The organism is Sulfurospirillum multivorans DSM 12446 (assembly GCF_000568815.1).
Classification (GTDB): Bacteria; Campylobacterota; Campylobacteria; order Campylobacterales; family Sulfurospirillaceae; genus Sulfurospirillum; species Sulfurospirillum multivorans.
This window is the reverse complement of sequence record NZ_CP007201.1, coordinates 336,291-357,554: the sequence shown is the minus strand read 5'-3', so window position 1 is coordinate 357,554 and position 21,264 is coordinate 336,291. Positions and strand designations below refer to the sequence as shown.

Here is a 21,264-nt window from a genome sequence, read left to right as displayed (position 1 = left end):
CTAATTTTCTGATAAATTTTGAAAAAAATTTTCTCCATAAATTTTAGAAGACGCACTTAAAATAAATTTTAATAAAATTTGCTTTTTCAAAAAAGAATTTTGCGATACAAAAAATTCACCTTCAACCTTTAAGTTAGGTGCTGCATAAATTCTTTGACTTGATATGATAAATGGATACGTTTGATCATCATATTTATAATTTTTCCAATCATGAATCAATTTATTTAAATTTTGTTCTTTATTTAACCCTTTCATCCCTAAAAAACTACGAAAATTACTATTAAAATCCTCTTCCAATCCATTCACCAATTGTGTACTAAAAGGATCTAGTCTAAAATAAAGCTCATTTTCTAAAGAAATAAATTTATCCAAATCATGATCAACAGCTATCAATATTTTTTTTATCATATTAACATCTATATCAGATAATTTTTGTATATTTTCTTCAGATAAAATCTGTCCAATTTTATCTTCTAGTGCGTGACTAGAAAGTTTGTATGTTTCTATAATCAACATATCAGAATACATAAGATTTAAGATATTGTCAATCGAAAGAATGAAAGTATCAAATGAGTATTTTTCTAATTCTTTTTTATAATCAAGCATTTCATTTTTAGTTTTATAGAAATTGTCAAACACTTTATCTTTTTTAATTTCTATTGGTGTTAAGCCATATCGTGATGTCAAATAATTTGTGATTTCACGATATACATTTTGAAGAATTTGAAATTTTTCACTTCCTTGCTTATATAAAATTTTATGGTTTTCAATAACAAATTGTTCAGCTTGTGTTTTTTTATCAAAATATTCTATTTTTGCTATATAACCAATCCCAACTAAAACACTTGAAATTAAAGCTATAATTAAACCTTTTTTTAAATCAAAAGAATTAAAAATAGTCTCTTTATCTTGTTTTCTAGGCATATTTTGAGATTCTTTTAGTGACATTATATATTTCCCTTCAATTTAGTAAACCTCTTTCCGATGTGCCACACGGATGATCGTAATAACAAGTAACTCGCCTTCTTTGAGGTAAACAATGCGGTAATCTCCAGCTCGTTTTCTAAATTTGCCTTTGTGTTTACCTTTGAGTGCTTTATCGCCTAAAAAATTACCTGCTTGGAGCTCTAAAATCTTTGTGGCGACAAACGTTTGAATGCTTTGTTGAAGCTTCAAAAACTCTTTTTGAGCATCTTGCTCAAAGGCGACTTTATACATTGATTCCTGCTTGTTTAAAGACCTCTCCCAAAGAGATTACGGTTGACTTGCCACTTTTGAGATTGTCGATGCGTTTGTCCGCCACCATCTCATCGAGCGTATCAAAGTAAAGCTCAATTGCTTTTTCGATCAAACTGGTTCGACTCTTATCCAGCTCACCTGCATATTCATCCAATGTGTCAATCATCTCTTTTTCGAGACGTATATTAATAGCCTGTTTCATACGTAGCACCTTTTATTTTGTAGATACAATTGTAGTGCATATAGCGTTACTTGTCAATAACTTTGCTATAATTTTCTGTTTTTCATGTTTGTGTCAAACAAGGAGCTTTTATGAGTATTTATGACTTTGAAGTGAAAACGATTAGCGGTGAAATCATCTCAATGAGTAGCTTTAAAAACAAGGTTTTACTCATCGTGAATGTGGCGAGTAAATGTGGCTTTACGAGCCAGTACGAAGGGCTTGAGCGTTTGTATGAAAAGTACAAAGACCAAGGGCTGGTTATCTTGGGATTTCCGTGCAATCAATTTATGAATCAAGAGCCTTTGAGCGAAGAGGAAATCCAGAGCTTTTGCTCACTCAATTATGGTGTTACTTTTCCTATGTTTGCTAAAATTGATGTCAACGGGGAAGAGGCTCACCCACTCTACAAATACCTTAAAGAGGCGCAAAAGGGGCTTTTGGGAATTGAAGCGATTAAATGGAACTTCACCAAATTTTTAGTCGATAAAAGCGGCGTTATTGTCAACCGTTTTGCCCCAGCAACCAAACCAGAATCTTTAGAAGTGGACATTCTGCTCTATTTATAACATCAATGAAAATTTGACGATGTAAAAGCCTCCAACCATCAACCATGCAAATAAAATACTCGCCAAATAGATCGGCTTCATACCCACATTTTTAAACTTGTCGATGCTCGTCTCCATTCCCAAAGCGCTCATCGCCATAGTCAGTAAAAAGGTATCGATGGCGTTGATATATTCTATGGCATTGAGTGGAACAAAATTTAACGAATTAAACCCTGCAACACCGATAAAAAAGACGGCAAACCAAGGAATTGTAATCTTCTTTTTTTGCTTTTGGCTCAGCGCATGCGACGTTTGAACCAACCAAAATCCCAAAATCACTAAAAAAGGAGCGAGCATCATGACCCGTATCATTTTGACAATGACCGCTGTCTTTGAGGCTTCCACGCCTACAGCATTCCCCGCGGCAACAACGTGTGCAACTTCATGCAAGGTTCCTCCGATGTAAATGCCCATCTGCTCAGGAGTAAAAGGAATGACCCCAAATTTGTAGGCAAAAGGGTAGAAAAACATCGCAAGCGTTCCAAACACCACGACAGTTGAAACCGCGATAGCACTTTTGTAAGGCTCTGCGTTCAGTACAGGCTCCGTTGCAAGTACTGCAGCAGCGCCACAAATGGAGCTTCCAGCACTGGTTAAGATCGTCGTCTCTTTGTCTAATTTGAGCCATCGTGTCCCCACAAAATAACCGATAATAAACGTTGAGCTCACCACCAAACCACTCGTTGCAATGCCTGCAAGACCTACGGCTTCGATGTTTTGAAAGGTGATGCGAAAACCGTATAAAACGATGCCTGCTCGAAGAATAGTTTTAGTGCAATATTGAATGCCAGGAACCCACTCTTTGGGCAATTTTGTACGAAGTGTGTTGGCATAGATCATCCCAAGAACGATGCCAATAATCAAAGGACTGATGCCAAGGCGTTGAAACAATGAAAACTCCGCCAAATAGGTCGCACTCATCGCAAAAAGTGCAACCAATAAAATACCACTAAGCGTATTAGTGCGATGCTCTTTTTGAAACATGGTTATCCTTGAAACGATTTTAGAGATTATAAAACGATTCACTTCACAAGTAAAATAAATTATATTCGTTATAATCATAAATATTTTTAATCAATGAGGCGCTATGACCTTTCAAGAACTCAGACTCTTTTATTATCTCTGTGAAGATTCGCACATCTCCAATTTGGCACAAAAGCTTGGCATCACGCAATCAGCGATCTCTTTAGCGATCAAATCGCTTGAAGCAAACATCGGTGAGCCTCTTTTTGATCGCATTGGGAAGAAACTGGTGCTCAGTGAGACGGGAAAACTGTTTCGAGAGAAAACACAACCCCATTTTTTAGCGCTCAATGATGCAGAAGATTTTTTTAAAAATACCAAAATATCGGGTATTTTAACGATCGCTTCGAGTAAAACGATTGGAGATTTTATTACCCCACAGATAGTGTTTGATTTTTTAGCAGAGCATGAGCATGTGAAGATTCACAAAGATATTCAAAACTCGGCGCAGATCATCCAAATGGTTAAAAATGCTACTATCGACATCGGTTTTATCGAGTCTTCGTGTGATGAACTAGAGCTGCACAAAGAAGTGATAGGCGATGACCAACTGATCGTTGTGAGTAGTGATCCTTGCCTTGCGGAGGGGACTTTTTTTATTGATGAGCTGTTTCATAAAAAATGGATTTTACGGGAAAAAGGTTCAGGCACGAGAGAAGTTTTTTTAGAAGCTTTGGGAGAAATCGTCAAAGATTTAACGATTTTTATGGAGTTTTCCGAGTTTGAAGAGGCAAAAACGATTCTGCTGAACAATCCTCAAACCATCACCTGTCTCTCCAAAGTTGCCGTTGCCACTGAGCTTAAACGTGGTGAACTTTTTGAGGTGAAGCTTGTCAATTTAAAGATTGATCGGTCGTTTTACCTCATTTACCACAAGAGCAAATACCAAAGCAGACTTTTTACAGAGTTCAAACAGTTTGTTCATTCAAAGATGACCCCGACATAGATCAATAAACCTATGTCGGCGAAATGCTTAGAGTGTATGCGCTTTTCGGTACGCAATAATCTCATCAATGCTCACCATGGGCAATCCATGCTTTGCAGCAAACTCATCAATCGCATCGCCCACCATCATGGTGCCATCAGGATTGGTCAATTCACACAAAACGGCATAGGGTGAAAGATTAGAGAGACGCATCAGATCCACCGAAGCCTCGGTGTGTCCATCACGTTCTAGCACACCACCTTCTTTCGCGCGAAGTGGAAAAACATGCCCAGGCGAGACGATCTTCGTTTTACCCTCTGGATGAATCGCCGCTTGAATCGTGGTAAGGCGATCTTTCGCACTCACACCGGTGGTTACGCCCTCTTTGGCTTCGATGGAGATGGTAAAACCGGTTTGAAATTTGGACTGATTATGCGTGACCATCATCGGAAGATCGAGTGCATCAACTTTTTCATGGGGTAAACAGAGGCAGACAATGCCACTGCATTCGCGTATCAGCAGTGCGGTTTGCTCTGTAGTGAGAGATTCTGCACCAAAGATGATGTCCGCTTCGTTTTCGCGGTTGAAGTTGTCCATAACGATCACGCCGTTGTGGTTTTGAAGCGAAGCGATGGCTTGCTTAACATTGTGGTGAAGGGAAAATTCCCGACAGATTTGATTCATGGGTTACTCCTAGGAATGAGTAAACTTACCAGAATCAGGGCATCTTTAAATATAGACACACGATTTTGTCATCAACAATGGCAATAATGCACTACATTCTCTCTCATCCGGACTTTAACCGTTGGTTTTGGAATCACACCAAATCTGCTTGACCTTTTACCGTTTTACATGTAAAAGCGCTCGCGGACTCTCCTTGTTACAAGATTACCGCCAGTAGGGAGTTGCACCCTGCCCTGAGAAATAAGTTTCGATGAAAGTATAACTCCACTCTTCTTAAAAAATGTCACACGCCCTTGTATCTATAAAGTTCTTACAGAACTCTTGACACGCTTTCAAAGCTAAGCTTCGAAAGCTACGTTAACACTAGGTTTTCATCGGCTGAAAGCCCACGCACCCTTGGTGCTTTTTTCTTGCAAAATTAACTTTTGCAAGAACTTTCCATTTTAAATTTCATAAGGTCTTTTTGAGGCGAAAGACCAAAAAATCGTGCATACTCTCTGCTAAATTGCGAAGGACTTTCATAGCCTACATTAAACGCCACTTCACCTACTTCGTGCGTCTTGGTAAATAACAGCTCGCGGGCTTTTTGCAAGCGTAACTGTTTTTGGTACTGAATGGGACTCATCGCTGTTACGTGTTTAAACTGTTTGTGAAAAGCCGAGACACTCATGCCTACTTTTTGCGACAAGGCTTCGACGCGCAACGGCTCTGAAATATCTGAGGTTATCAGCTCAATTGACTGAGCAATGCGGTTTGCGTTAGAGCCATGCAATGCAAATTGCCGTAAGATAACACCATATTCTCCTTGCAACAATCGATAGAGAATCTCTTTGATAATCAGTGGCGCTAAGATGGGAATCTCTTCATGTTTGTGAAGGAGTTTTACGAGTCGTAACGCCGCATCAATCAGCTCTTCGGTAACGTGGTGAACGCTCATTGCCAAAGGGCTTCTTGCTACCTCTTCTTTGTGAGAAGGCAACTGAGATACAAGGTCAAAAATAGACTCAGGCGTAAAACACAGTTGCATCGACAAAAAAGGCTTTTCCAAAGACGCCTCGATGATTTGCCCCGATATGGGTAAATTCATCGAAGAGACTAAATACGAAGAAGCATCATAACGATAAGTAGTAGCGCCCAAGATTACGATTTTAGCCCCTTGAGCAATGATAAAGAGTGAAGGCTCATACACTGTATGCAACGCTTCGGTGACACTTGAGGCTTTGAAAAGCTTGACATGAGCGATGCGTGTCGCATTGAGCCCTTCGTGTAAAGTCTCTTTTTGAAGTAAATCAGCGAGTTCTCTTAGTTTTACTTGCACGAAATACCCTTTTGACTCTTTTTGAGTGTTATTGTACTACAAACGCATTCCACCCGAAACTTCGATGCGTTCGCCATTGATCCAATGCGCATCATCCGATACGAGCATGGAAACCGCCGCACCAATGTCATCGGCAAGTCCTACACGACCAAGTGCAATTTGCGACGCGATATAAGCATTTGCGTTTGCATTGTCTCTTACCACACCGCCACCAAAATCTGTCGCAATCGCACCGGGGGCTATAACATTCACGGTGATGTTACGTTTTCCCAATTCAAACGCTAAATAACGCGTCAAAACTTCAATGCCACCTTTCATCATCGCATACGCTGCAAATCCTGGCATGACAAAACGGGCTAAGCCTGATGAGATATTGAGAATTCTACCGCCATCATTGAGGATTGGTAACACTGTTTGAATAAAAAAGAACGTTCCTTTGAGATGAATGTTCATCAAAGTATCAAACTGCTCTTCGGTTGTCTCCATAAAAGGCGTGTTAATCCCAATACCTGCATTGTTGATGAGAATATCAAAACGATGAGTGTTCCATTGTGAAGCAAGGAGCAGTTGTAGCTCTTCTAAAAACAGAGGAAACATTTTTGTTTGAGCGATATCCAGTTGCAGCAACGCTGCTTTTTGACCGCCTTGGACTATCTCATCCACCACATTTTGTGCTTCAATTTTGGAATGCTGATAGGTAATGATGACATCATGCCCTTTTTGCGCCAAATGCAACGCCATACTTTTGCCTAAACCTCTACTTCCTCCGGTAATCAATGCTATTTTCATGGTAACTCCTAAAAAGATATTTTATAGACAAAATTCTATCACATACGCTCAAATAGTGTTAGCATGAAACGCTTTAAGATTTGCCTATTTCTCTTCAATACTATAATTTTGCTATAATTTTCAAAAAGAGAATCTATGAAAGAACTCATCGCTAAACTTCCCAAAGCCGAACTGCATCTGCATATTGAAGGATCCTTGGAGCCTGAACTTATGTTTGCGCTCGCTCAAAAAAATAACATCACACTACCTTATAAAACGATCGAAGAGGTCAAAAACGCTTACAACTTTACGTCGTTACAATCGTTTTTAGACATCTATTATGCGGGAGCCAACGTGCTGATCACCGAGTCTGATTTTTTCGATGTGACGTGGGCATATCTGCTTACATGTAAAGCACAAAACGTTTTACATGTAGAGATCTTTTTCGATCCTCAAACACATACTTCGCGAGGTATTGCCTTTGAAACTGTGGTCAATGGCATCACCAAAGCACTTCAAAAAGGTGAAATTGAGCTCGGCATTAGCTCGTTTCTCATTATGTGCTTTTTACGCCATCTCAGTGAAGAGGAAGCCTTTAAGACGCTTCAAGAGTCCTTGCTGTTCAAAGATAAAATTTTAGGCGTCGGACTAGACTCTAGCGAAGTGGGTCATCCGCCTTCCAAGTTTGAGCGCGTCTTTGCAGCGTGTGAAAACGTGGGCTATAAGATCGTTGCTCATGCAGGCGAAGAAGGCGATAGCTCGTATATTTGGGAGGCGATTAATCTTTTACATGTAAAGCGAATTGACCATGGGATTCGCTGTGATGAAGATGCAACATTGGTCGAGTTTCTCATCGAAAAACAGATACCGCTCACCGTCTGCCCACTCTCCAATGTCAAACTAAGAGCTGTTTCAAGCATGCGTGAACACAACATTATAAATTTACTGCGCAAAGGGGTTTTGGTGACCATCAATTCGGATGATCCAGCCTACTTTGGTGGGTATATCAATGAGAATTATGAAGCGGTTGCGAACAGTTTACATGTAAGCCAAGAAGAGCTCAAACTCTTGGCTCAAAACAGTTTCAAAGCCTCTTTTTTAAGTGAAGCACAAAAGCAGCATTTTACGCAGATGATCGCTCTTCTTTAGGTCTCACGATCGTAAAAACAGATCTGATCGCGCCCTGCCTCTTTGGCGTTGTACATCGCTGTATCGGCTCGTTTAAGCAGATCGTCTTGACTTCCCTCTTCGCTGTTAAAAACCAGCACGCCAATGCTTGCGGTACAGCGATGCTCAACCACGTGCTCGTTTTCTTCACCCGGAATACTCAGCAGATAAAGGGCTGAAACACTGAGGCGCATTTTTTCGGCAATGGTCTGGGCTTGCTTCGTTGAGCTCTCTTTATCTTCATGAAGCGCGTCGAGAATCACCACAAATTCATCGCCACCAAAACGAGCCACCGTATCGACTTCGCGAACGCAACGCATAAGCCTATCTGCAACCTGACAGAGCAATATATCGCCAACACTGTGTCCTTGGGTATCGTTGAGCGATTTGAAATTGTCCAGATCAATGAAAAAGAGTGCGCTGTATTTTTTCGTACGTTTCATTTCGTACATCACATGGTTAAGACGCTCTTTGAGCAGTAGGCGATTGGGCAATTTTGTCAGTGGATCGTAAAATGCCAACTGTTGCACACGATCTTGCATCGCTTTGCGCTCACTGACCTCTCTGGTAATGCCATGATAGCCGGTGATTTCACCCTTTTCATTGCGCTCAGGTTTTGAGATAATCTCACCCCAAATCAACTTGCCATCCTTGCATTGATGTTGCACCTCATACGTCGCAAAATTGGTACGAATGCCGTTTTTTTCCGCTTCGGCTCTTCGTTTCATATTGTCTAAAATGATCGAAATACCCTCTTGTGTAAACATCTCAAAAACATGATGTCCTATCACTTCAGAAGCTTCATACCCTCTTAAATGCTCATCCGAGGGGCTGATGTAGGTAATGATCAGATCACGATTCGTCTTCCAAATCACATCGCTTACCTCCTCAGTCAAATGCCGATACAGCTCTTCACTCGCTTTGAGTTGTGTAGCCACTCTGCTTTTTTCAATCGCGATCCTTGCAAGATTGGCAGACTGCTCTATAAGCATATTATCGGCTAAGCTTGGCGTTTGAGGTTTCGCATGGTAGATCGCAAACGTGCCTAAAACGGTCTCGTCCGATGCAAAAATGGGCTCGGACCAGCACGACTGCACCCCTGCACGAAGGGCTACCTCTTTGTACGCTTCCCAATAAGGATGGGTTGCAATATTTTCGACAATCACACGCTCTTTACGGTACGCCGCCGTTCCACAAGAGCCAACACTTTCCCCTATCAAAACTCCTTTGATAGCTTCATTGTAAAAATCAGGCAGACTGGGGCCAATAATATCGCAAAAGTATTTTTTCTCTTCATCCAACAGCAAAATACTGCAGATCATATGTGGATTTTGTTCTTCCACTTCTTTGACGATGGATTCAAGAATGACCGGTAAAGGGAGCATTTTTGCTATCATCTCTAAAACACTGTTCCTGCGACATTCACGCAATTCAACGGCTTTACGGTACTTGATTTCGCAGTGCAATCGATAATACCAATACCCAAAAAGCAGGAACAAACAGACAACACCAGCACTGTATTTTATCAATGTTTCGGCACGAATGCCTCGCTCGATTCGCATACCCAGCCAACGGTTAAAAATCGCGTCGGACTCCTCCTTCGAGATGGAAGCCATTGCTTTTGTTATGATTGAAGCAAATTCAGTATGGCTTTTAGGAAAGGCGAAGCGATGTTGGCTTGAGAATTCAGTATGCCCTGAAAAACGAAGTGTTTCTAAGCCGTTATTTTTAATGGCATAATTAATGGCACTTAGATCACCAACGTAGGCATCGGCTTTTCCTTCCATCACAAATGTCAATGCTTCTAGAATGTTATTGGCTAATACCAGCTGGATTGTGGAGTATTTTTTTGCAAGCGCTTCTTGGGTAAAGTACCCTTTTTCAACGGCAACACGTTTGTGGGTTAGATGCTCTAAACTACCGATAAACGCTCCCTCCCCCTTGTCCACAATCATCGTTTGTGTCTCTCGATAAGGGTCAGAAAATGTAAAATATTTTAAACGCTCAGGTGTTTGAACAATGCTTGTAATCATGTCAATTTCACCTTTTTTGCCCATCTCAATGATTTGACTCCACGATTTTCCTTTGATAATTTCAAAGTGAACACCCAATTTTCTCTCCAAAAGATGCAGATAATCCACCGCCATACCTACATACGTTCCGTTTTGGTTCATCCACTCATAGGGCGCATACGCCGAATCCATCCCCACTTTGATCGTTGGATGTTCGCGTAGCCATGCTTTTTCTGTTTCACTGAGTGCTACAATATTTGGTTGTGAGGTAAGATCAGAAAGCGCAAAAAGAGGTACGGATGCCATTAAAAAAAGAAGTATGGAGCTCAGGAGAACCTTTATCATTTTACGCCTTTTTTTGGCTCGATTCGTCAAAAAATGCCTACTCAATTCTACTGTGCGAATAATAATAGAAAACTGAATGATATTTATAAGAAGATGCAAGCGGTTACGACTGAGCAAAAACGTTAACACAATTTTTGCCTAACAACTTCGCTTGGTACATTGCCTTATCGCAACGGTTAACCAACGCATCCAAACTCATACCCTTTTCATACGCACACAACCCAAAACTGCAGGTCAGCGCACTGACGTTTTCAAACACACTTTGCGCGATTAAAAGACGTACCTTTTCACACGCCTTTTGCGCCTGTTCTATGCTCATATGAGGCAGTACCAACAAAAACTCCTCTCCGCCCCAACGCCCAAAGGTGTCATTCACCCGTATAGAGTTTTTAACAATTTTCGCAAGGAGTTGAAGCATCGCATCGCCTGTATTATGCCCATGCGTATCATTGATGCTTTTAAAATTATCCACATCAAACAAGACGACGCATAAAAGCGTATCATGACGCCCTGCACGCTCAATCTCCGCTTGTAAGATTTCGCGTAATTTATGACGATTATACGTCTGGGTCAACTCATCCTCTTCGGCTAATTTTTGAAGCTTCGTGTACGAGCGATACAAGGCTAATTCCATCACATAGACCACAAAGGTGAGGAGAACCATTGAAAAAGCATAGCGAAAAAAAGCGACCTTATCCCAAAGACCATTTTGCCACACCCCAATGCCCTCATGTGCCATCAAAAAGATATAGCCGTAGAGCACAAACGTATAAAAAAGTCCTTTTTTATGCCCGTTAAGATTGATGGCAATCATACAAAAGAAGATGTTCCAAATGAGTCCAAAACTCTCATTTTTATTAATGTAGGTAAACACAACAAAAAAAACAAAAAAGTAGGCAGTTACAAAAACTCTACTCAGATCGATGTTGTGCGTTTTCTTTAAAAAAAGTATGGAACCAACCGACGTTGCAAAACAGATCGTATCGATTAGAGCGATTGTGTAATAGTGCAGAACCAAAAGGTTGTAAAAAAAGAAAAAGCCAAATGTGGCGGCACCCAATGTGGCAAATATCATCACCAATGAATATTGCCTGCTTGCATACGAACTCAGTGGCATGCGGTTAGAGATAAAAAAGTGGTAAAAAAAGTTTAGCATTACACCTACTCCCAATAATCCTCATAATAAAAGCACCAGCCACTATATCGGTTAAACGTTTCAAAACTGTCATGGTGTATGCAAAAAAATATAAAAAATATTCTCTCATGCGGAATACTCCTTGCAAATGAAACACTAATGTCACGTAAGGAGTGCCCTATGGATGAAAAAGAGCTCAAAAAAGAGTTAGCAAGACTCAAACGTTTAGCCGTTGAGATCGCAGGTGAAATTCACGATATTGTTGAAGATACCTTGTGGGTCAAATACAACGAGCTTCCCATACTCTCCGCCAAAATTGTTGCAGCGATTCACGAAGCAGAGGCGTTTAAAGCGCAACACAATCTCTAAAGCACTTTTTTTTCTAATGCCTTTGCTTTTACAATGGTATGGGGTGTTTGCAGTTCAAAAATATCACCCTCTGTGATTTTTTCAAGAGCAATTTTTTTACCGGATTGAACAATTTGCGCATAACACTCTTTTTGTTCACGCGTCGGCTCTTTGGAATTAAGCGCTATGGTGTAGGAGGAGAGCAGTTGCTCTTTTTTGGCGAGATTTTGTCTGGTTTGAAAGTAAATTTGCTCTTTGAGTAGCGTGACGTGACGTGATTTTTCACGGTAGAGAAGCGCTATTTTATCGTTGTATTGACTCTGTAAAATGACTATCTCATTTTTCCATAAAGCGAGTTTTTCATCGATAGAACGTTTGGCAAAAAGGCGTGTTAGGTGCGTTAAACTCTCCTCTTTGGAGCGTAAGATTCGCCCAAACACAAGTGTGTAGCGCTCCATCAAACCATCGATGCGTTGCAACATCTCGACACTATCTGGTAGTATCATCTCTATCGCAGCCGAGGGCGTTGGGGCTCTCATGTCAGCCACAAAATCGCTGATAACATAGTCTATCTCATGCCCTACGGCTGAGACAATCGGTGTTTTACATGTAAAGATAGCATCCGCCACGATCTCTTCATTAAACGCCCACAAATCTTCCACACTTCCACCACCGCGCCCGACAATAATAACATCAGCCCCAAGAGCGTCAGCACGCGCAATGTTCGCCTCGATGGAGAATTTTGCGCCTTCGCCTTGAACAAGGGTATCAAGCAGGGTGATCTTCACCAACGGCCAACGTTTTGTCGCAACACGCAGCATATCTTGCAGCGCAGCACCCGTACCCGAAGTGACTAACGCAATGTGGTTCACAAAACGAGGCAGTGGCTTTTTGCACTCTGCTTCAAAGTAGCCTTTCGCTCCAAGTTTAACTTTGAGTTGTTCATACGCTTTAGCCAAAGCACCACTTCCGGAAGGTTCCATGGATGTACAATTAATTTGGTAGGTTCCACGCGGTGAAAAAACAGAAATCGAGCCATGAACGACCACCGCCATGCCCTCTTCGACTTGAAATTTTAAGGCTTTGGTATTGCCTTTAAACATCACGCAGGAGATGGAAGAGTCGGCATCTTTGAGGGTAAAGTAGAGATGTCCTGAGCTGTGATACGTCGGTCTTGAGACCTCACCTTCCACGCTTACATGTAAAAAGGTGGTCTCAAGCAGAGACTTGACTTGATTGTTTAAACTTGAAACACTAAGCGTTTGGCTCATTAGCGTTTTTTAGCAATGACCAAGGTCGAGATATCCATCGAAAAGCTTTTAACAAATTCAGTTTCAAAGCCCGCGACATCCAACTCTTTTTGAAGCATCGAAGCGGTTAAAAACCCTTCGATAGAGGTTGGCAAATACTCATACGCCGCTCTGTTTTTAGAGATAATGCCACCCAAAATCGGAAGCACTTTGTTCAGGTAAAAATCTTTGATCGTGAAGAAAAAGCCCTTTTTCTCATCTTTGGTAAATTCTAAAATGACAACATATCCGCCTTGCTTAACGACACGCGCAAACTCGCTAAACGCTTCCCCTCGACGGACGACATTGCGAATACCATAGCTGATACTTAAAATATCAGCACTTTCATTTGGCAGAGGGATCTGTGTAGCTTCAGAGATGACAAATTCAAACGCGGGAAATTTTTGTTTGCCCACATCGGTCATTCCAACGGAGGGATCAACACCTAAAATCTTGCCGATCTGGCGTCCTGCTTTTTTGGCTTGCTTTGCCCAATAGCCCATCATGTCGCCTGTGCCACATGCGACATCGACAATGAGAGTGATCGGTTTAGTGTAGCGTGCAAAGGTCTCATCACACGCCGTTTTACGCCACTGAATGTCAATTCCCATACTTAAAACGCGGTTTGCAGTGTCATATGTCCCTGCGATCTCATCAAACATCTGAACAATTTTTTGTTGCTTGTTGTCGTTATTCTCCAAAACAATTCCTACATGTAAAATACTTGCCAATTGATTGGCGAGCTTTGCTTAACGATTCTGCCTCGCAAGAGGCTAGCTTTAGTGCCCTAGTGGCAAACGTAGCACCAAGAGCTTTGCTTTTGGTGCGTGTCAAGGTTAAAACAGTCCTGCGACTTGTTGTGCGATTTTATCTTCTAAAATCGGTGTTGCTTCGGACAGTGTTAGATCCATTTTCGTAGCTTCTGCAAACATCATCGTACGGTGTTCGATGTAGTCACTCTCATACGATTGGGAAGCAGAGGAGTAGGTGTTGCTGTAGAGTTTGCCACTTGCATCCGCATCGCGAATTGGTCCGCCAAAGCTGTTGATCGTGCCTGTTTTTTGACCGTCTCTAATGCCAGCTTGTCCACCAACATTGCCTGTATTTGCCATCACTCTGCCTTTGGCTTTTTCACGAATCACGATGTCGACTTGCATTTGGAAAATGGTATCTTCGGTCGCTTTTCCAATGAGTCCACCGACAAGTGCACCTCCAAGACCTGCTGCTGCCATGCCTCTTCCACTCGATCCTGAATTGGCGATCGCACCTGCAGCACCGCCCATTACAGCTCCTGCAACGACATTGTTCTCACTTTTTTTGTTACAAAATAAAATGTTTGTCATAAGCACATACGTTGCCATTTCAGGATCATCCACAATCGTATATCCTTTGGCATAAAGGGCTTGAACCATGCGGTTTTCAAGGTTAATTGGTGCGCCACTGGTATTTTTAGTTGAAACAAAAATGGTTCGTTTATCTTTTGCCACAGGATTAATAAAAACGCTCTGTGTCATACGGGCACTTGTTTGCAGTTCACTCGTCGCACATCCTGTCATAAAAACAAGCGCAGCACTGAGTGCAAGGCTTACATGTACTATTTTTTTCATTGTTTATCCTTTTTAGAAAGAAGTATGATATTGTATCGCAATACCTCAAAAATCAAAATAAAGTGTTAATAAAGCGCCTTTTTAAGCCTTTTGGCGATGCGAAATTCTTCTTTTTTGAGGTACTTTTTCACAAAAAAAAGCAGGGGCATTTCGCTCTTTTTTAAAAGGTAAAAACCACTCTGTTCACGCAGAAAAAAACGCATGTCTAACAGCAAGGTTGCATAGGCTCTACTTTGCACAAAAGGAAGCAGACGCGCTCTGTCTTGACTTAGCAGAGGTGCGAACGTTTTGAGCATTTTTTCTCGCATCACCTCATCGAAAATCGCCGTTGAAACCTTCAAAAGATAGCCGATATTTTCCGCTCGCTTGGCAATCGTTTTAGGCGCTTTAGCATGATCTTCCAAAAGCAGTGCCACTTCGTATTCTAAAAATTGCATCTCACGATAGAGAAGTACTTTGAGTACTTTGTGCGTGCTCATTCCTGAAGCAAAAGCAAACTCAAAGGATTTAATGCCGATTCTGTCGCATTTCTTATAAACTTCATAGAGTGAAAAATCATACGTTTGAGGCAATCCAAACAAAGAGAGATAGCGGCTTTTGTAACGTTTATCGCCACTCACGTCCGCGCATAGAAATGATTTCAAATCCTCTTCAAAATCTTCCATCTCGCCGAGTGAATGAAACCGTGTTCCAAGTACTGCCAACCGCTCAGACGCATCCGGATGGTTTTCGATAAAAAGTTGTTGAAGATTTTTTTTGTAAAGAGGAAACGTGGTGAGAATAGACTTCACCACTTCCTTAGGATTTTGAATCAGATAGCGTCGCTTCAGCGTAAATTTTTTCACAGAAACGCTTTTAGAACTGCTTTTCCATAACAGGAATGACCTGTTTTTTACGGCTCAATACGCCATCAACCCACATTTCGTGGTTTACAAGTTTTGTATTCATTGCTTTTTCAATCACACTTTCATCATCACTCACGACTAAAAATTGAGACCCTTCAATCATAATGTCGGTTAACAAAAGCATGACCGTATGGCGTCCGCCCTCTTCTTTGTAGGCTTTCATATCGGCAAAAAGTGCCTCTTTCATCTCATCAAACACTTTGAGATCGACCACTTCAAGTTGACCGATGCCAATTTTATGACCACCCATTTCAAAGTCTTTGTAATCGCGAAGTAACAAGGAGCGTGGACTTGCACCTTTCACAGCCGATTTGACTAAAAACATCTCCATACCTAACGCTTTAAAATCAACCACACCTGCAATTATCGCTAACTCTTTCACCGCTTTGGTGTCGACTTTGGTGCAGGTTGGGGATTTGAACAAAACGGTGTCACTGAGAATGGCTAGCATCATCCCACCCGCAATCTCTTTTGGAATTTGAATTTTATAGTGGTCAAACATCTCTTTGACGATCGTATTGGTACACCCAACAGGGCGAATCCAGCACTCAAGGGGTGTCGTTGTGGTAATGTCACCTAGTTTATGGTGATCAATAATCCCTAAGATATTCGTCTCTTTGAGATTGTGAGGTGCTTGCGCAAGGTCGGAATAGTCGGTAATGTAAAGATTGTCGCCTGAAAAATCATTTTTTAACAGCGGTTTTTCAAGATTAAACGTCTTTAAAATGAACTCTGTCTCAGGGCTAAGTTCGCCTTGACGAGCGGGAATACATGTCTCACCTAGTTGGGTTTTGAGATACGAGAGGGAAATGGCTGATACAACAGAATCAGAATCGGGATTAATATGTCCACATGCATACGTTTTCATGGAAAATTCCTTTAGTTTTTCTGTAATTATAACCGATTTAGCTCAAATTTTAGCCACGTATCACGCTTAGAAGCAAAACCCTCTAAGCGCTTGAAGCGTAGCGATTAGTGTTTGCCTTTACCGTGCTCTTTCTCACGCACTTGGTCTCTCTCATCACGTTTGTCGTCTCGTTTATCGTCATGACGGTCATCATTCATATCACGCATATCATGCCCCCCTTTGAGTGTTTTAAACTCATTGGAGCCAGGTTTTACACCAAGATCTTGTGCCAAAACACCCCAACCACGGTCTTTTTTCGCATGATAGTGTTTAAGCACATATTCAGGCGGTCTTCCCGAAAGCTCCGACAAACGTAAAATCATATAGGCATCCGCAGGGGCACCAACACTTTTAAGAATCACGCTCAGCTGTGACTCAGGAACGCCAAAACGTGAGACAAGCCCTGATTTATACGCGTAAGGATCTGCGTTTGAACGAAGATTGAGATTGACCATCCAATCAAAATCAGCAGCACTGAGGGCAGATACCGTAAGCATCATTATTCCAAACGCGGTAAAAACTATTTTTATACATTTCATCATCTCTCCTTGAGCCTTTAAATAGATCTTATCATTATAGTTAAATAACGTGGATTCATTATGAAAAGCATTTCCCCTCATTTTCTCCTTTTTTATATGTAGTATTCCTTTTTTATTTCTTAACATTTTGATTTACGTAACCTTTTGTTTACATAAAAATTACGTTCATAGGTTTATAATACTTCTAGAAGTTTGTTATAGACAATTTATATCATTCTGAATGTCACAAAGAACCACTATAATGTACTTTCATTTGGCACGAAAAGTAAATAAGGATTAGTATGCAAACCCGACAATCAAAGCTTATTACGAATGCGACAAGCTATTTTATGAGCCAATACACCAAGCACTATTTACATGTCGAAAAACCCTCTTTAGGATTGCCACCACCGCCTGAAGACAAAAAGTATCTTCTCTATATTCACGTACCGTTTTGTACGATGTTTTGCCCGTACTGCTCGTTTAATAAATTCACCTACACCAAAGAAGCTGCGGCGCACTACTATGCACATTTACGTGAAGAGATTTTACATGTAAAGGCGTTAGGGTATGATTTTAACTATTTGGTGATTGGTGGCGGTACACCTCTGATTGATGAAGAAGAGCTTCTAAAGACCATTGAGTTGGTTCGAAAACTCTTCTCCATTGAACACGTCTCGTGCGAGACCGATCCCAACCACATCAAGCCCAAGACCATACTCCAATTGGATGGTTTGGTGGATCGTCTCTCCATCGGTGTTCAAACCTTTGATGATGTTCTGTTAAAAAAACTGGGACGTTATGAAAAGTTTGGTTCAGGCGAAGAGGTGTACGCGAAGATTGCATCCATGTTGGGGATCTTGCCCATCACCAGCGTGGATCTGATCTTCAATTTTCCAACGCAAACCAAAGAGGGATTGATTCAAGATTTAGATATCTTGAAAAAACTAAGCCCTGAGCAAACCAGTGTTTATCCACTTATGACCTCCTCTTTAGTGAAAAACAGTGTCCAAAAAACATTGGGTGAATTCAGCCTTGAGAACGAATTTGCCTTTTTTAGCGTGATCAAAGAGTCTTTAAAAGAGCGTTATCCTGCGCGCCATGGTTGGTCGTTTTCTAAAGAGAGCGAGCTGATTATCGATGAGTATATCATCGACAATGAAGAGTACATCGGGGTAGGTTCAGGCTCGTTTAGCTTCCTTCAAGACACCCTCTATCTCAATGAATTTGCTCTGGATAAATACGCGGCATTGATTCAAGAAAAACACTCAGCCGTGACCAAAGAGCGCACCTTTCCTGCTAATTCTCAGATGTATTATCGCTTGATGGTCGATCTTTTCAATGGCAAACTTTCAAAGAAAAAATTTGCCACCATGTTTGGCGTCAGTATTAACGACACACTTGGAAAAGAGTTGATGCTGCTTAAATTTGCCAAAGCGATCAAAGAGAATCACGAGAGTGTCACCACGACTGAATTTGGCGACTACCTCTTTTTAGTGATGATGAAAGAGTTTTACATGGGCATGGATCGCATCCGCAACGATGCACGCAAGGGACTCATCCTTTAAAGGATGCGAGGGAGAGACTCTCACTCCAAGTCAGTACAAAGAAACCAATATGCTCCCCGTTAATGTCCACAATTGGGGTATACAGCACATAATAATCGCCGCGTTTAAGATACCCCGTGCCTTGAAAATTGATCTCTTTAATGAACCCCAAACCATTGATTTCTTGATTGACAATGGTGTAATTATCGAGCATCAGTTTTTGACAGTAGCTTGCCGCATTGGCGATAGGTTGGTACTCATTTTTCATCAACACATAAAGCTCAATACCATCTTTTTTAAAGTACTCATTCAGGTCTTTAAAATCTACCACGGTTTCAATCGTTCCGATATACTCACTTTTGCTAAAAACCGGAGCAATCGCACGCATAAACATGCCATGTCTTCCAATCTCAATGCCATGAATCGGCTGTTTACTCTGTTTGATCTTCTCTAACGCATGACGAAATGTGCTAAGATCATCATTGGTCTGATTGCTGTAATCCCATAAGCGCATAAAACTTTTAAAATCCTTGGTATGCAGATGCAGGCGTGCATTCTCAAAGATGTTGGCTTGTGCCATACTGTTTCTGATTTCAAGCAAGTATTGCAAACAGTGCTCTCTTTCTTGTTGGTTCAAACACGCCACCACATGCGGGCTTTTCGCCAAAATAACCGAACTTGCCAAAGAGACCTTGGTCGTCTCTTCAATCTTATTGTGCAAGGTTAACAGCAGAGCATCCATCTGTTTTTTAAGCGTTGCTTCCTCTTCATACGCAATGGATTTGTCGTACAAAAAAAGCATGACAAGCCCAAAAAAAAGCATCAGTGCCGCACTGAGAAAAAACCGTTTTTCTTTCATTTTTCACCCTTTAGTGTTCCATCATCGACGCTGTCTAAGAGCTTCTTTTTATCAAGCCTAAAGATATACGTAAAGCATGAACCCTTGTTTTCATACGATTCGATGCTGATGTCAATGTCACTTTTATTGCAAATATTTTGAACGATATTAAGTCCCAAACCAAATCCACCTTGCACCGAATCCTCCCGTTCAAAGCGCTGAAATACTTTGTAGAGATCTTTTATGCCTTGACCGTAATCGTGAAAACTAAGAACACAATGCTCTTCATCTTTAAGCAGAAGTTTTATCTCCACTTTGCCTTGAAAAAAGGAGTATTTGATCGCATTGGAGAGAGTGTTGTCGATGATGCGTTGCAGTTCCACTTTACTCATATAGATCATCATATCAGGCGCTACGCTGTGCTCCAAATCAATGGACTTTGAAACAGCAATATCTTCAAAAAATGCGATGCGTTGGTTTAGATACTCGGAGAGATTCATCCTCTCTTTGTTGTAGATCACTTTTTTATGTTTGATGTAGTATTCCACATCTTCATAGGTCATCTGCATCTGTTTGGTGGCGGCTTTAATGCGCTGAAGATGCTTAGTGGAGTTCACATAACTTGAAAGCAGTTCAACGTTGATGTTGATGACACCCAAAGGCGTTTTGAGCTCATGCATCGAGTCATTAAAAAAGTCGTTCATATAACGCTGCATCTTTTTATAGGGATAAATGCTGGAGTGAATAAAAACGTTGCTCATCAAATAGATCAAAAAAAGCACGATAAAAAAGAGCATCGTCGTAATAAAAATAATCTTGGCATAATTGAGTTGCAACTCCACCACAAGGTATAAAAGCTCATTCTTGTGTTGAATCTTTTTTTGAAAATATAAAAACGGATAAATCACATGCACTTTAAAATCAAGATCCATCAAAGATTCTTGGATACCTCGGTACAGAAGTTGGTGAGAGGTATCGTAGATGTTGATATGAAAGCGCACGCTTCGTGGAATTTCAAAGTGCTCTTTTTCAAAAATGCTCTTCTCGTGGGCATCCACCCACTCCAAAATCTCCTGCGTTGCTTTGTATTTCTCTTCCATGATCGTACTTTGAATCGCAAAGTAACTGGGCACGCAAAAAAGTGCCATCACGATCAGCGTATAGATTAAGACCGAACGAAAGGGGTTAAGCGATAACATCGATGCGGTATCCTAAACCACGGGAGGATTTGATAAACTCATCTTCACCCACTTTAAGCCTGATTTTTCTGATGTACATGCGAATATCCGCGTAGCTGATCTCTTTGCCTTCCCACACATTTTCACGAATCAACTCAATGTCGCAAAAGGTGTTTTTACGTCGAATCAAAAAACGCACCAAATCAAGTTCTTTTGAGGTGAGTGAAACGGTTTTTTCCTCGTTTTTAAGCTCACCCGTTTCAAAATTAAAGACAAAACCGCAACTGAGGCGAAACTCGCCATCACTGCTCGTTTGATAGTGCTTTTTAATGAGCTCACGTACTCGAAGCTCCAACTCTTTGAGCTCAAAAGGTTTCTTGAGGTAATCATTGCACCCAAGCTGATACCCAATTTCGATGTTGTCAATATCGACCAAGGATGTCATGATGATAATCGGCGTCGTGATGTTCGCCTCTTTGATGTATTTGATCAGCTCGTGTCCATTGAGTTTGGGCACTTTGACATCGAGTAAAAAGAGATAATAGCACTTTTCCATAATCGCATCCAGCGCACTCTCTCCATCAAAAAAGGCATCGACTTCGTACCCTAAGAGCTCCAAATATTCTTTAATGCTCTCATTGTAGTTGTAGTCATCTTCCAACAGTAAAATCTTCATGCCTTTT

23 protein-coding genes and 1 riboswitch are annotated in these 21,264 nt (G+C 41.1%); of the genes, 5 read left to right on the top strand and 18 right to left on the bottom strand.

Translation table 11 applies throughout. From position 1 onward, the window contains the following. The 3 genes from SMUL_RS01860 to SMUL_RS01850 are packed head-to-tail and all read right to left on the bottom strand — an operon-like array spanning window position 1 to window position 1,441. On the bottom strand, window positions 1-948 hold the full coding sequence (locus tag SMUL_RS01860) for a hypothetical protein (protein WP_025343567.1): 948 nt from the start codon (window positions 946-948) through the stop codon (window positions 1-3). An 18-nt stretch (window positions 949-966) separates the two neighbouring features. Further along, window positions 967-1,218 carry a type II toxin-antitoxin system RelE family toxin gene (locus tag SMUL_RS01855; RefSeq protein ID WP_025343566.1) on the bottom strand — a complete coding sequence of 84 codons (252 nt, stop codon included), beginning with the start codon at window positions 1,216-1,218 and terminating at the stop codon, window positions 967-969. Continuing rightward, window positions 1,211-1,441 carry a ribbon-helix-helix protein, CopG family gene (locus SMUL_RS01850; RefSeq protein WP_025343565.1) on the bottom strand — a complete coding sequence of 77 codons (231 nt, stop codon included), beginning with the start codon at window positions 1,439-1,441 and terminating at the stop codon, window positions 1,211-1,213. The genes SMUL_RS01855 and SMUL_RS01850 overlap by 8 nt, the downstream gene beginning before the upstream one ends. Window positions 1,442-1,551: 110 nt before the next feature. Between SMUL_RS01850 and SMUL_RS01845 the strand changes: the two genes are divergently transcribed. Next, window positions 1,552-2,028, top strand: a complete 477-nt coding sequence (locus SMUL_RS01845) for a glutathione peroxidase (RefSeq protein WP_025343564.1) — start codon at window positions 1,552-1,554, stop codon at window positions 2,026-2,028. On the opposite strand, the gene SMUL_RS01840 is transcribed toward SMUL_RS01845, so the two are convergent. Beyond that, a complete protein-coding gene (locus SMUL_RS01840; protein ID WP_025343563.1) occupies window positions 2,023-3,051 on the bottom strand; it encodes a YeiH family protein in 1,029 nt (342 codons plus the stop codon). The genes SMUL_RS01845 and SMUL_RS01840 overlap by 6 nt on opposite strands. Window positions 3,052-3,154: 103 nt before the next feature. Between SMUL_RS01840 and SMUL_RS01835 the strand changes: the two genes are divergently transcribed. Next, window positions 3,155-4,036 (top strand): LysR family transcriptional regulator, encoded by an 882-nt coding sequence (locus SMUL_RS01835; protein ID WP_025343562.1) that lies wholly within the window; start codon window positions 3,155-3,157, stop codon window positions 4,034-4,036. A gap of 27 nt (window positions 4,037-4,063) precedes the next feature. Here the strand turns inward: SMUL_RS01835 and ribB are convergent, their stop codons facing one another. From ribB to SMUL_RS01820, 3 genes are all read right to left on the bottom strand, one after another. Continuing rightward, window positions 4,064-4,699 (bottom strand): 3,4-dihydroxy-2-butanone-4-phosphate synthase, encoded by a 636-nt coding sequence (gene ribB / locus SMUL_RS01830; protein ID WP_025343561.1) that lies wholly within the window; start codon window positions 4,697-4,699, stop codon window positions 4,064-4,066. 91 nt (window positions 4,700-4,790) lie between these two features. Beyond that, window positions 4,791-4,944, bottom strand: a riboswitch (FMN riboswitch). 173 nt (window positions 4,945-5,117) lie between these two features. After that, on the bottom strand, window positions 5,118-6,017 hold the full coding sequence (locus SMUL_RS01825; RefSeq protein WP_025343560.1) for an AraC family transcriptional regulator: 900 nt from the start codon (window positions 6,015-6,017) through the stop codon (window positions 5,118-5,120). Between the two features lie 36 nt (window positions 6,018-6,053). Further along, complete coding sequence (locus tag SMUL_RS01820; protein WP_025343559.1) at window positions 6,054-6,806, bottom strand: SDR family NAD(P)-dependent oxidoreductase; 753 nt, start codon at window positions 6,804-6,806, stop codon at window positions 6,054-6,056. Window positions 6,807-6,941: 135 nt separating this feature from the next. Between SMUL_RS01820 and SMUL_RS01815 the strand changes: the two genes are divergently transcribed. Beyond that, a complete protein-coding gene (locus SMUL_RS01815; protein WP_025343558.1) occupies window positions 6,942-7,934 on the top strand; it encodes an adenosine deaminase in 993 nt (330 codons plus the stop codon). On the opposite strand, the gene SMUL_RS16460 is transcribed toward SMUL_RS01815, so the two are convergent. Together SMUL_RS16460 and SMUL_RS16455 are read right to left on the bottom strand one after the other, a co-directional pair. Beyond that, entirely contained in the window at window positions 7,931-10,309 is a 2,379-nt protein-coding gene (locus tag SMUL_RS16460) for a diguanylate cyclase domain-containing protein (RefSeq protein WP_025343557.1), read from the bottom strand. The two genes, SMUL_RS01815 and SMUL_RS16460, sit on opposite strands and share 4 nt — an antisense overlap. Window positions 10,310-10,412: 103 nt before the next feature. Further along, complete coding sequence (locus SMUL_RS16455) at window positions 10,413-11,465, bottom strand: GGDEF domain-containing protein (RefSeq protein WP_025343556.1); 1,053 nt, start codon at window positions 11,463-11,465, stop codon at window positions 10,413-10,415. Window positions 11,466-11,624: 159 nt separating this feature from the next. On the opposite strand from SMUL_RS16455, the gene SMUL_RS01795 reads away from it, so the two are divergent. Further along, complete coding sequence (locus SMUL_RS01795) at window positions 11,625-11,813, top strand: CCE_0567 family metalloprotein (RefSeq protein WP_025343555.1); 189 nt, start codon at window positions 11,625-11,627, stop codon at window positions 11,811-11,813. Here SMUL_RS01795 and xseA read toward each other — a convergent pair. From xseA to SMUL_RS01765, 6 genes are all read right to left on the bottom strand, one after another. Beyond that, window positions 11,810-13,063 (bottom strand): exodeoxyribonuclease VII large subunit, encoded by a 1,254-nt coding sequence (gene xseA / locus SMUL_RS01790; protein WP_025343554.1) that lies wholly within the window; start codon window positions 13,061-13,063, stop codon window positions 11,810-11,812. The genes SMUL_RS01795 and xseA overlap by 4 nt on opposite strands. Beyond that, window positions 13,063-13,743, bottom strand: a complete 681-nt coding sequence (gene ubiE, locus SMUL_RS01785; RefSeq protein WP_038533718.1) for a bifunctional demethylmenaquinone methyltransferase/2-methoxy-6-polyprenyl-1,4-benzoquinol methylase UbiE — start codon at window positions 13,741-13,743, stop codon at window positions 13,063-13,065. Before ubiE ends, xseA begins: the two co-directional genes overlap by 1 nt. Before the next feature lie 174 nt (window positions 13,744-13,917). Continuing rightward, window positions 13,918-14,688, bottom strand: a complete 771-nt coding sequence (gene traT, locus SMUL_RS01780; RefSeq protein WP_025343552.1) for a complement resistance protein TraT — start codon at window positions 14,686-14,688, stop codon at window positions 13,918-13,920. Window positions 14,689-14,753: 65 nt separating this feature from the next. Continuing rightward, window positions 14,754-15,533, bottom strand: coding sequence for a hypothetical protein (locus SMUL_RS01775; RefSeq protein WP_025343551.1), 780 nt, complete (start codon window positions 15,531-15,533; stop codon window positions 14,754-14,756). Window positions 15,534-15,543: 10 nt separating this feature from the next. Beyond that, window positions 15,544-16,461: a manganese-dependent inorganic pyrophosphatase gene (locus SMUL_RS01770; RefSeq protein ID WP_025343550.1), complete on the bottom strand. Its 918-nt coding sequence runs from the start codon at window positions 16,459-16,461 to the stop codon at window positions 15,544-15,546. Window positions 16,462-16,565: 104 nt separating this feature from the next. After that, on the bottom strand, window positions 16,566-17,042 hold the full coding sequence (locus SMUL_RS01765; protein WP_190278599.1) for a hypothetical protein: 477 nt from the start codon (window positions 17,040-17,042) through the stop codon (window positions 16,566-16,568). A 278-nt stretch (window positions 17,043-17,320) separates the two neighbouring features. On the opposite strand from SMUL_RS01765, the gene SMUL_RS01760 reads away from it, so the two are divergent. Next, entirely contained in the window at window positions 17,321-18,586 is a 1,266-nt protein-coding gene (locus SMUL_RS01760; RefSeq protein ID WP_025343548.1) for a coproporphyrinogen III oxidase family protein, read from the top strand. Here the strand turns inward: SMUL_RS01760 and SMUL_RS01755 are convergent. From SMUL_RS01755 to SMUL_RS01745, 3 genes are read right to left on the bottom strand one after another with little or no spacing between them, the layout of a single operon-like run. Continuing rightward, complete coding sequence (locus SMUL_RS01755; protein ID WP_025343547.1) at window positions 18,576-19,424, bottom strand: cache domain-containing protein; 849 nt, start codon at window positions 19,422-19,424, stop codon at window positions 18,576-18,578. The two genes, SMUL_RS01760 and SMUL_RS01755, sit on opposite strands and share 11 nt — an antisense overlap. Further along, complete coding sequence (locus SMUL_RS01750; RefSeq protein ID WP_025343546.1) at window positions 19,421-20,602, bottom strand: sensor histidine kinase; 1,182 nt, start codon at window positions 20,600-20,602, stop codon at window positions 19,421-19,423. Before SMUL_RS01750 ends, SMUL_RS01755 begins: the two co-directional genes overlap by 4 nt. Beyond that, window positions 20,589-21,257, bottom strand: coding sequence for a response regulator transcription factor (locus tag SMUL_RS01745; RefSeq protein ID WP_025343545.1), 669 nt, complete (start codon window positions 21,255-21,257; stop codon window positions 20,589-20,591). The genes SMUL_RS01750 and SMUL_RS01745 overlap by 14 nt, the downstream gene beginning before the upstream one ends. Between the last annotated feature and the right edge of the window lie 7 nt (window positions 21,258-21,264).

Excerpts from the sequence above, each read along its gene's own strand:
- ubiE (WP_038533718.1), bottom strand. The coding sequence starts at position 13,743 with ATGTTTGATGAGATCGCAGGGACATATGACACTGCAAACCGCGTTTTA.
- SMUL_RS01770 (WP_025343550.1), bottom strand. The coding sequence starts at position 16,461 with ATGAAAACGTATGCATGTGGACATATTAATCCCGATTCTGATTCTGTT.
- SMUL_RS01765 (WP_190278599.1), bottom strand. The coding sequence starts at position 17,042 with ATGATGAAATGTATAAAAATAGTTTTTACCGCGTTTGGAATAATGATG.
- SMUL_RS01835 (WP_025343562.1), top strand. The coding sequence starts at position 3,155 with ATGACCTTTCAAGAACTCAGACTCTTTTATTATCTCTGTGAAGATTCG.
- SMUL_RS01795 (WP_025343555.1), top strand. The coding sequence starts at position 11,625 with ATGGATGAAAAAGAGCTCAAAAAAGAGTTAGCAAGACTCAAACGTTTA.
- SMUL_RS01845 (WP_025343564.1), top strand. The coding sequence starts at position 1,552 with ATGAGTATTTATGACTTTGAAGTGAAAACGATTAGCGGTGAAATCATC.
- SMUL_RS01815 (WP_025343558.1), top strand. The coding sequence starts at position 6,942 with ATGAAAGAACTCATCGCTAAACTTCCCAAAGCCGAACTGCATCTGCAT.
- traT (WP_025343552.1), bottom strand. The coding sequence starts at position 14,688 with ATGAAAAAAATAGTACATGTAAGCCTTGCACTCAGTGCTGCGCTTGTT.
- SMUL_RS01850 (WP_025343565.1), bottom strand. The coding sequence starts at position 1,441 with ATGAAACAGGCTATTAATATACGTCTCGAAAAAGAGATGATTGACACA.
- SMUL_RS01745 (WP_025343545.1), bottom strand. The coding sequence starts at position 21,257 with ATGAAGATTTTACTGTTGGAAGATGACTACAACTACAATGAGAGCATT.
- xseA (WP_025343554.1), bottom strand. The coding sequence starts at position 13,063 with ATGAGCCAAACGCTTAGTGTTTCAAGTTTAAACAATCAAGTCAAGTCT.
- SMUL_RS16460 (WP_025343557.1), bottom strand. The coding sequence starts at position 10,309 with ATGATAAAGGTTCTCCTGAGCTCCATACTTCTTTTTTTAATGGCATCC.
- SMUL_RS01750 (WP_025343546.1), bottom strand. The coding sequence starts at position 20,602 with ATGTTATCGCTTAACCCCTTTCGTTCGGTCTTAATCTATACGCTGATC.
- SMUL_RS01760 (WP_025343548.1), top strand. The coding sequence starts at position 17,321 with ATGCAAACCCGACAATCAAAGCTTATTACGAATGCGACAAGCTATTTT.
- SMUL_RS01755 (WP_025343547.1), bottom strand. The coding sequence starts at position 19,424 with ATGAAAGAAAAACGGTTTTTTCTCAGTGCGGCACTGATGCTTTTTTTT.
- SMUL_RS16455 (WP_025343556.1), bottom strand. The coding sequence starts at position 11,465 with ATGCTAAACTTTTTTTACCACTTTTTTATCTCTAACCGCATGCCACTG.
- SMUL_RS01860 (WP_025343567.1), bottom strand. The coding sequence starts at position 948 with ATGTCACTAAAAGAATCTCAAAATATGCCTAGAAAACAAGATAAAGAG.
- SMUL_RS01840 (WP_025343563.1), bottom strand. The coding sequence starts at position 3,051 with ATGTTTCAAAAAGAGCATCGCACTAATACGCTTAGTGGTATTTTATTG.
- ribB (WP_025343561.1), bottom strand. The coding sequence starts at position 4,699 with ATGAATCAAATCTGTCGGGAATTTTCCCTTCACCACAATGTTAAGCAA.
- SMUL_RS01820 (WP_025343559.1), bottom strand. The coding sequence starts at position 6,806 with ATGAAAATAGCATTGATTACCGGAGGAAGTAGAGGTTTAGGCAAAAGT.
- SMUL_RS01855 (WP_025343566.1), bottom strand. The coding sequence starts at position 1,218 with ATGTATAAAGTCGCCTTTGAGCAAGATGCTCAAAAAGAGTTTTTGAAG.